Raw genomic sequence first — 8,802 nt, 5'->3', positions numbered from 1 at the left:
CAAATCCGTCCACACGACCTAGGCCATTTGGATGAAAGCCTTGGTCTAGCCCTGCATCTTCAGTGATAGCGCTTGGTGGTACCTATGTCATGGGATCAGGAACCACCATGGTTGGTAGGAACCTGAGCTCCTGGTCGACAACGTATTCTAAGTGAATGTGCTCTTCACAGCGGCGTGATTTTAGGTCGATAATCCCGTAATGTTGATCAGCGAGAGCATCTGGAGCAGAAGACTTTATACACCTGCTCCAATGGCATATGCGGATCTCATAGCTTATCCGGGGCGCGAGCTGACCCTTGTGTATGGTACAAACACAAAAGAGCCTCTACCGGAACGCGGTGGCCGCAACTTCTTAAACCGCTGTATGCGCAAAGCTTCTTGTCGTTTCCGCTTTCAAGGATTGGGGCATGCAAGACCAGCCTGCAAGAGCCCCTAAGAGGAATATTCTGCGACCGGTCATATGGTTCAGAAACATGGATTCACACGGGTTAAATCCTAACGATGCAAGTGATCTTTAAGCTTGGCCAAATTATGAGCTGTCGTGGTTTGTTCGGGACCGTGCGCTAGGTGTGCAACTGGGACCGCGTCGGCACCCGCGGGCTGGAGCTGGTGGAGGCGCTCGCACGAGCCAAGCGGCGGCGCGGCTATCGTGATTTGTGAGACGATGGTTCAGAGCAAAAGAGCGCTCGTCGTCACAGGAACGCTCCAAGGTCCGACCTGTAGGGGCAGTAACAATGCCGGTACGCTTCACGTACATGGCCCAACCCATGTTGTCTGTCGAGCAACGGACAAGCCTGAGAAAAACCTGCTGGCTATACTTAGGGTCGATCGATGCGGAGCGTCCAAGGGATCCGCCCAAGACATGCTTAGAGCTCAAGGAGACTTCCCGAGGAAATCATCTCGGCTTAGGAGGATACGTGAAGACAGGGGGACAAACAATCCTGGCTGACAATATTCAAAGCAGGTATGGTAGACTAACAACTCATGGATCTAACGGTGCATGAATTAGCTCAACACTTGGGTTGCGAATCCAGCCGAGTTGACCAGCCACGTGCGAGTAAAGCTGGGTCTTGAGAAAGCGATCCTTGATCGCCACAACAACATCGCGCCGTCCCGAATATCTCCAGAGAGGGCCATCCCCTCCAGCGCCTGATACCAGTAATTCAGTGTCCTGGGACACAAGGCCGTGTTGCCTGTTTATCTCGAAGTTGATGCGATATTGGTCAGCACCTTTTTGACCCCTATCCCTCACCATGACCTGAGCAACAACCAAAATATCGCTTCGAGCCCGTAAGGGCTCCGCTGAGAGCTTGAGGGTATCCCACAAGATGACTAAGCTTGGTTCAGGCTCGACCATGGCTGCTCTCCAGACCTTCTTAGGATACCGCTATTACTCCTTCTTGGAAATTGTCTGTGACCCTGGGAAAGAAGGGGTAGCCAGGGAAGGCTGAAGGAATAGGAGCCCTGAAATCTCCAGAATCTTCACGTCCTCTCAGATCAAACGACCCAACACCACCTTTAGCTCCGTTTTTAAATGCCTCTGCCGCCTGAGGCCCTGGAGGTACTTTTGGCGCAACGGGACCAAAGGAGTCCCTCAGTGAGGCGGAATTCGGCCACGATTGATCATGAATCTAAGTAGTCCTGAGAGGGACATCCAATGACAAACATGGATGATCAGGTTGCCAAGCACATCAGAGAAATGATCCGTAGGATTATGCAGAGGGTTCCTGACAACCAGGACGGCTCTCCTGAGTCTAGCACGCTTGATAGGGCCATTCGGATACTCAGGAGAGGACCTGATCACCCTTATGACCTGATGGCTCCCACACGCTCTCCTTGGCGGGATAAAGGTCCAAAGGCCTGAGAGCAGCTATCTTTTTGGCCCTGGTTGTGACAAGGCACTTCTGGCTGCGCCTTCGCGGGCGACGCCAAGCGTACCGCCCAAGCAAGCTGACTTGAACCTATGAGTGGATGAAGTAAACGCGAAAGCCACAGCACCTCAGAGAAGAGTGGTGTCGGCGGCGTTTGGAATAATCAAACGGGAAAGGTCCGCCCAAGTGCAGACGAAGAGCATGGCAGCAAGATAGATGGCAAAGAAGCAAGTGAGAGTTTCGCCACTGATCATTGTTGCTGCCGCAAAGCTACCACTGCTCTGTAGGACTCCATTGACCGGATTCCCTATCTCTAGCGTGCATGGCTACGGTAGCGTCTAGCCGTCGAAGAATAATGGTACCTGCAGTCCCCTTCGTACGATTGAGAATGGCAAGGCACCTGTACCTGCGGTCGAACAGTTAATTCACAAGAAAAGGTGAATATTCGACGGCGAAGATTTATAACGCTATAAGATGAGAAATATAGCTGGTCCGGGCTTCGAAGGCGGCTAGCTGTGGGCTCGCCGTGACGGTGGGCTTGAAGAGCACGATGGTCGCCTCGACTCCGGAGCGTGGCTTCCAAATGGTAACTAGGGTGGCACGCCTCCTACTCTCCAGTCGTACCGACGCGCTCGGCCAGACCACGGTCACGACTTATGACGATCTGGGCCGTCCCAAGACCAAGACGGCGCGGGCCGACACGGCCTTGGCCGAGACGACCACCTACAGCTACGACGAGGCCCGCACCGCCTTCGTCAATGGCGGGCAGCTCACGAGCGTGTCCAAGCCCGCCGGTACGGCGAAGTACGACTACGATACTAATGGCAGAAAAGTACGCGACACCTATACGGTGGATGGAACGCCTTATACGTCGACCTTGTGGGTGCGGGAGAACTATCGTGGGCATAACCGCGAGCACATGGTCCTTCAGGTGCCCAGGCTCTGCAGGGGAAATTGGCCCGAGCCCGAGGTCGCCGATTTTAGGCGGATTGACGATCAGGATGAAGCGGTCTCCTACATCGTCAAACAGCTGACACCGCAAGCACATTACGCACTTCGGATTCGTGTGCGTCGGGAGCGGCATTGTCGATACAGCCAGTCTCCGGTCGCAGAGGTTCTTGGTCGGCGTGTGAGCATGACCCGGGACCTGGAGCGGCTAGTTCGGAGGCTGGAATCCGTAGCGATTTGTGCGGGAGGCAGCCATGCACGGTAGCCTTCATCCGCGGCGTATCAATTATGGCGGCGAAGTCTGGTGGCTGTGCAAGAGCGGCTACTACTGCAACACGAATGGCAAAAAGCTCCAACGCAGGATCTATGAGGACAACTTCGCCCCAACCCCGCCGGGCTACGTCGCCCATCATAAAGATCACAATCGCCACAACAGCAGCCCTGAGAACCTCGAGACGATGCCGCATAGTGAGCATACCCGGCATCATCAAACTGGTCATGCTCTCCATCCTAATCAGCTGGCAGCTAATAGTGCCGAGATGCGCAGGCGTTGGGCCAGCGCTCCCATTCATCGTGTGACATGTCTGGTCTGTCGTGAGCTGTTCGAGACGCGCAGCCTCCAGGCTCCTCGGCAGTTCTGTTCTGATCGATGCCAGGACCGTTGGCGCGCAAACAGGTTCGCAGGTGAAACTCGCAACTGCGAACATTGCGGGCAAAGCTACTTCGCCGTTCGGCGAGCGCAGCGCTACTGCAGCAAGAATTGCAACTCCCGGGCGGCACAGGCTCGCTTGAGCCAGCCCCAAGAAGATCGGACTCATGCTGTAAGCAGGAGTTCACCAGCAAACGCTCAAATGCGAGGTTCTGCGGACGCGTGTGTGCCGTTCATTATCATGGGCGAAGGCAGCATCGTCGAAAGGTTAGCGCCGCACGGGCAGGGGCATCGGATGAGGCGGCAACGTCGAGTTCTAGGGCGTGAGCCATCATGCTGGCGGAAGAAGACGGCGTGTGCACTAGAGCAAATGAAGCTGCGGGGCCAACTGCAGGGTGCAGTTATTTGAAATTTGCCGTTAGGGAGAAACTCTAAGATCTTGGTTAGAAAGACACTTCTGAGGTTGCAGGGGGTTCAAGCTGCAGTTCCTCACTTGCAGCTTGCTGATGGAGAAGATGGCCTGAGGCAGCGCATAGGCTATGCTTGGCGTCAGTGCGCGCAGCACTACCGCTGTGGCTAGCAGCGCTGTTACGCGAGAGTGAAACTTGCCTTGACTCCTACTTCAACGGAAGCCACTTCGGTCCATGACCCGAGTAGTTTCATCCCTTGCGGACTACGCGATGGAAGCCCTCTTCAGATGGTCGCCTGTTGGCACAACCCGCAAAGAAACCGAACGTCCGCATTCGCGCGGCGAGCAGACCTATACACGGCTGCGCTGAAGGGCCGCCTTTGACCCGTTCCAGACGTTCAGCCCCGGAACGCGGTAGAACCCCAACCGCCTGATACTGATCGTGTCTGCACAGACCATGGTCGGCCAGGACCTCGATGATCCGGCATCCGGAAATCTGCCTGTTGTTACAGGCGACCATCGCCTGAAGCTCGTCCCGCAGGGCATCACGCGGGCGATCTTGTCTTTCACCTCATCGAGGTGGGCCTTGGTGATGTCATGCCCTCGTCGCGGCGCAGAGCTATTGTGGTGCGAACGGGTTCCTGAACCCGCCCGCCCCCGCCGGTGCCTTGGGTGGGTGATGGGTGGCCAGATAGTCGAGGATCAGATCGCGATCGGTGCCCTGGATGTCGGGCATGCCATGCCGCTCGGTCATCCAGGTCAGTGTCTCGTCCCACTTATCCCGGGTCATGCCCTGGTCTGCGACCAGCTTGTAGCCGTGGCACGCCGTGCACATGCCAAACGTCTCATCCCGTCCAGGCCCCTCCGGCAGATCTTCGATCCGCTCGTCCTTAGGGGTGAATGCAGGTACCCGTCCTTGAGCCCGCACCTGTGCAGCCATGATCGACGTGCCGACGGCGAGTGCCGCCAGCCACCGCACCGCACGGGCCATGGCTTCAGCCCACCAGGATAGCCACCCGGTGCATAGCGTTGCCGCCATAGCCTTGCGGGTTCCAGTTGGTGACGACCGGCGGCTGCATCTTGTCATTGGAGTCCGTGGCGCGCGTCCAGATCTCATAGTAGCCGTCCGACGGCAGTTGGACGGTCGCCGTCCACCGGTTCCAATCATAGCGGTTACGGGGTGGGGCGAGCGTTGCCTGTGTCCAGCTCTGGCCGGCATCCGTCGAGACATCGACGCGCGCCACCGTGAGATCGCCGGCCCAGGCGGCGCCCCGCAGGGCGATCTCACGCGTGCCGGCCGGCAACCTCGTGCCGTTGGCCGGGCTGGTGATGATGCTTCGCACCGGCATGGATTGGAGGATGCGGAAGTCTTTCTCATCCGCCGTGCCGCCCGGCACCATGGGTTTGTTCGGCACCCGGTAGGAGGTGCCGGTCATGCCCTGGCCATCATGCTCGCGGTCCCGGATCGTGATCCGCGTCAGCCACTTGTGCGACAGCGAGCCGGGCCAGCCGGGAATGACCAGGCGCAGCGGTCCGCCATGAATAGTGGGCAGCGGCTCGCCGTTCATGGCGTAGACGATCAGGCTGTGCGGCTCCATCGCCTTGGCGATGGGCATGCCGCGCGAGAGCGAGTCCTTGGTCGGGTCGCCCGAGAGATGCGGGTCGGCGCCGTAATGGGCGGTGTACCTTGCCGTGTCCTTCAGGCCCGCAGCCTGGAGCACCTCGCCGAGCGGGATGCCCGTCCACTCGGCGCAGCCCGCGCCGCCATTCGTCCATTGGTTGCCGCGTGCGGGCGGCTGAAAGAACGAGCGGCCGTTGCCGCCGCATTCGAGCACCATGCGATAGGTCTTGGGCTGGAAACGGGACTTCAGCTCGGCCAGTGTCAGCTCCAGCCGGTTGCTTACCTCGCCGTCGACAGTGAGCTTCCAGGCATCCGGGTTCGCCGCAGCTTCCGGGATCTGGCCGTTGTTGCGGATGAAGAACTTCGAGATCGGCGTGGTCTCGTCGTCGAGCAGATGCTCGGGTGTCTCGGCGACCAGCGGCCGTTCGCCGAGAACGACCAGACCCTTCTCCTTGCCGGGATAATCGAGGAACTGTGGTCTCTGAGGCTGGGCAGCAGCACCTGATGCGGGAGCCCCCTGCGCCAGGGCTGACGGGATCACTGTGCCGGGCATGTTCGAAGAGAGGTGAACGCTAGCGCCCACCGCGGCTCCCAGGCCCGCCAGACTGATACCGCCTAGAAACCTGCGGCGCCTGATCCCCCTAGACCTCAGGTTGTCAACGGATGGCTCTTGGGGTGACCGCTCTATTTCGCGTCTCATGGGCATTCCTCCGCATGCCCCCGTCGCGCCTGGGCCCGTGGCCCCTGCGTCGTTTGCCTCATGCTACGATGAGAAGCTTGGCCCGTGAAGGAGGGGAAGTGCTACTCCCCCGACACCTGGGTCGGCCGGCTACGCCGCCACGAGGCGCGTGACTGCCACTGTTAACGCTTCCCGGGAGATCTTACTGGCATGCTCGGGCCGGAGCTTTCCGTCAGGCCAGATAAAAAAGGTTACAGGCAGGCTCGACAAGGCGCTCGAGAGGCAACCGCGAAAAGGTGGACTGTCATCGACATGGAGCGGGACTGGAAGACGGTGTTCGCCTTCGAGCCCAGATTCCCCTGAGAGTGCGATGAGGCATTCATCAAGCATCACCGCAACGACAGGAGACAGCTGAGCAAGGTCCTCTTCTGGCACGCGGCCGACCTAATCCGAACTTCTGCAATAGGAGAGTGAAGCGGACCTTTCAGTGGCGCTGCGTTCCATAACGTCCCGTTCTACGAAATCCGGACCGCCGCGCGTTCAGTCCCGACCATCCGTGAATTGAACGAGGTCCCACAGATTGCCATAGAGATCCTCGAACACAGCGACGGTGCCATAGGGGGCTTGTTTTGGCTCGCGAACGAACTTGATGCCCGCCTCAACCATCGCGGCGTAATCCCGCTGAAAATCATCAGTCCGGAGAAACAGGAAGACGCGGCCGCCAGCTTGGTTGCCGATGAACGTCTCCTGATGGGGAGTGGACGCGCGCGCCAGCAACAACGAAGTCGTTCCATCCCCCCGTGGGCGAACGACGACCCAACGCTTGTCCTGCTCCGGCTGATACGTGTCCTCAACCAGCTCGAACCGCAGCCTGTTGACATAAAAGTCGATGGCTTCGTCATAGTCGAGAACCACAAGAGCAATATGCGCGATGCTCTGTTTCAATTTAGCCCCCTCCTCAGATCATTCTCTGCTTAGATCAGGAGAATTGATACTTGTTAGTACAGCGTGGCAGTCGTGCCATCATTACCTCAGGCGTAATCGACGCCATGCCGTGCCTCGGCCATGGTTCTCATGCCGGAACGGACCCGGCCAGCCACCAGGAGACTTCCTATGACCGACGCCGCATCCATTGCCAACCACTACATCGCCCTCTGGAACGAGATCGATCCGCAACGCCGAAGGGCTCTGATGGCAGACCTCTGGAACGAGACCGGCACCTACCTCGATCCTCTCATGCAGGGGCGGGGTCATGACCAGATCGAAGCCTTGATCGCAGGCGTGCACGGGCAGTTCCCCGGTTTCCGCTTTGCCCTCCTGGGCCGACCTGACGGCTACGGCAACCAAGTGCGCTTCTCCTGGCAGCTCGGCCCGAAAGGCAGTGACGGTCCGATCAAGGGCACCGATTTCGTCACACTCGAGAATGGTCGTCTCGCAAGTGTCGTCGGCTTCCTCGATCAGGTGCCGGCCGCGGCCTGAGCCTCCAGCGAGGACTGGCTTGTACTGCGTGCCGCGCCAGTCCTCGCGGACCCTTGCTGCAGCCCTGGCGACAACAGATTTTCCCGGCTGAGGATCGTACGATGCCTGTAACCTACCTGATCAAGTTCGATGTCGTGCCGGAGCAACGCGACAGGTTTCTCGCGCTGCTGAACGGCGTGCTCGACGCGATGCGCAGCGAATCCATGTTTCATCAGGCGATGCTGCACCAGGATCCAGATTCGGCGAACCGGTTCATGCTCTGCGAGACCTGGGAAAGTCATGAGAACGTCCTGGCAGTCCAACTCAGCCGACCCTATCGTGAGGAATGGCACCAAGCTCTCCCGGAGCTTCTCAGCCAGCCGCGCGACGTCTCGATCTGGGAACCGTTGCGCGCGGACATTCAGCGGGCCTGAGCGGAATCCACGCTCCGACGAGTGGTATCCTTCACATGAGCCGATTATAAGCAGAAGGTCCCAGACACCCGAAGGCAGATTGTTCATGTCGCAGGCCACACGTCCTTCGTTCATACGGCACTATCAGGAGATCCAGAACGATGACACGGTGGTGCTTCGGGGCACCAACGAGCGACGGGGCATCGGTTCGCCCTTCTCAAGGGCACTTGGCCTGACAAAACTGGGCATTCACCATGAACTCCTGCCGCCAGGGCGCCGGACCTCGTTTCCGCATGCCGAAAGCGCTGAAGAGGAGTTCGTCTATGTGATTGAGGGAACTCCCGATGTCTGGATTAATGGCGAGCTCTTCCACCTCGCGCCGGGCGATGGGGTTGGCTTTCCGGCCGGAACTGGCATTGCCCACAGCTTCCTCAACAACACCGATGAACCTGTCCGGCTCCTGGTCGTGGGGGAGCCGAACAAGCCGGAGAACCGCATCATCTACCCGGTGAACCCTGAACTCCGCGAGCTTCGCGACGATTGGTGGGACGATGCACCTGTGCGCCCGCTCGGCCTCCATAACGGAAAGCCCCGCCGGACGGAATGAGAGGGCGTCCCCTTATGTCGCCATCCTTCGAAGGACGTTTGATAGACAGCCTTCCGCGAAATTCTAGCCTGCAAGCCGTTCCGGGACTGGGCATGCGGAAGGCAGGGAGGCTGGAATGTCTGCGAATGATGCTGTGGACGGCTCCCA

9 protein-coding genes are annotated in these 8,802 nt (G+C 58.9%); 5 read left to right on the top strand and 4 right to left on the bottom strand.

The features are described 5' to 3' along the window. Nucleotides 1-982: 982 nt before the first annotated feature. On the bottom strand, nucleotides 983-1,357 hold the full coding sequence (locus tag AA309_RS30385) for a hypothetical protein (RefSeq protein WP_047192761.1): 375 nt from the start codon (nucleotides 1,355-1,357) through the stop codon (nucleotides 983-985). Nucleotides 1,358-2,466: 1,109 nt separating this feature from the next. On the opposite strand from AA309_RS30385, the gene AA309_RS30380 reads away from it, so the two are divergent. Together AA309_RS30380 and AA309_RS37995 are read left to right on the top strand one after the other, a co-directional pair. Beyond that, nucleotides 2,467-3,084, top strand: a complete 618-nt coding sequence (locus tag AA309_RS30380) for a hypothetical protein (RefSeq protein ID WP_150117851.1) — start codon at nucleotides 2,467-2,469, stop codon at nucleotides 3,082-3,084. Then, nucleotides 3,074-3,877: an HNH endonuclease signature motif containing protein gene (locus AA309_RS37995; RefSeq protein ID WP_047192759.1), complete on the top strand. Its 804-nt coding sequence runs from the start codon at nucleotides 3,074-3,076 to the stop codon at nucleotides 3,875-3,877. Before AA309_RS30380 ends, AA309_RS37995 begins: the two co-directional genes overlap by 11 nt. Before the next feature lie 619 nt (nucleotides 3,878-4,496). Here the strand turns inward: AA309_RS37995 and AA309_RS30370 are convergent. The 3 genes from AA309_RS30370 to AA309_RS30360 all read right to left on the bottom strand — a co-directional run bounded on the left by AA309_RS30370 (nucleotide 4,497) and on the right by AA309_RS30360 (nucleotide 7,122). Continuing rightward, nucleotides 4,497-4,916, bottom strand: coding sequence for a hypothetical protein (locus tag AA309_RS30370; protein WP_244470552.1), 420 nt, complete (start codon nucleotides 4,914-4,916; stop codon nucleotides 4,497-4,499). Further along, the gene (locus tag AA309_RS30365) at nucleotides 4,873-6,081 is read right to left on the bottom strand and encodes a sulfite oxidase (RefSeq protein WP_244470551.1); all 1,209 of its coding nucleotides are present in this window, start codon (nucleotides 6,079-6,081) and stop codon (nucleotides 4,873-4,875) included. Before AA309_RS30365 ends, AA309_RS30370 begins: the two co-directional genes overlap by 44 nt. Nucleotides 6,082-6,717: 636 nt before the next feature. Then, complete coding sequence (locus AA309_RS30360; RefSeq protein WP_047192758.1) at nucleotides 6,718-7,122, bottom strand: VOC family protein; 405 nt, start codon at nucleotides 7,120-7,122, stop codon at nucleotides 6,718-6,720. 168 nt (nucleotides 7,123-7,290) lie between these two features. Between AA309_RS30360 and AA309_RS30355 the strand changes: the two genes are divergently transcribed. From AA309_RS30355 to AA309_RS30345, 3 genes are all read left to right on the top strand, one after another. Next, a complete protein-coding gene (locus tag AA309_RS30355) occupies nucleotides 7,291-7,656 on the top strand; it encodes a nuclear transport factor 2 family protein (protein ID WP_047192757.1) in 366 nt (121 codons plus the stop codon). Nucleotides 7,657-7,757: 101 nt separating this feature from the next. After that, entirely contained in the window at nucleotides 7,758-8,069 is a 312-nt protein-coding gene (locus AA309_RS30350) for a putative quinol monooxygenase (protein ID WP_047192756.1), read from the top strand. Nucleotides 8,070-8,154: 85 nt separating this feature from the next. Then, nucleotides 8,155-8,655 (top strand): cupin domain-containing protein, encoded by a 501-nt coding sequence (locus tag AA309_RS30345; protein WP_047192755.1) that lies wholly within the window; start codon nucleotides 8,155-8,157, stop codon nucleotides 8,653-8,655. Nucleotides 8,656-8,802: the final 147 nt, after the last annotated feature.

It is taken from the genome of Microvirga vignae (genome assembly GCF_001017175.1).
GTDB classification, from domain to species: domain Bacteria; phylum Pseudomonadota; class Alphaproteobacteria; order Rhizobiales; family Beijerinckiaceae; genus Microvirga; species Microvirga vignae.
Note: the sequence above shows the minus strand (reverse complement) of the source record. Positions and strands in the feature narration are given on the sequence as shown.

Excerpts from the sequence above, each read along its gene's own strand:
- AA309_RS30370 (WP_244470552.1), bottom strand. The coding sequence starts at position 4,916 with ATGGCGGCAACGCTATGCACCGGGTGGCTATCCTGGTGGGCTGAAGCC.
- AA309_RS30355 (WP_047192757.1), top strand. The coding sequence starts at position 7,291 with ATGACCGACGCCGCATCCATTGCCAACCACTACATCGCCCTCTGGAAC.
- AA309_RS30385 (WP_047192761.1), bottom strand. The coding sequence starts at position 1,357 with ATGGTCGAGCCTGAACCAAGCTTAGTCATCTTGTGGGATACCCTCAAG.
- AA309_RS30350 (WP_047192756.1), top strand. The coding sequence starts at position 7,758 with ATGCCTGTAACCTACCTGATCAAGTTCGATGTCGTGCCGGAGCAACGC.
- AA309_RS37995 (WP_047192759.1), top strand. The coding sequence starts at position 3,074 with ATGCACGGTAGCCTTCATCCGCGGCGTATCAATTATGGCGGCGAAGTC.
- AA309_RS30345 (WP_047192755.1), top strand. The coding sequence starts at position 8,155 with ATGTCGCAGGCCACACGTCCTTCGTTCATACGGCACTATCAGGAGATC.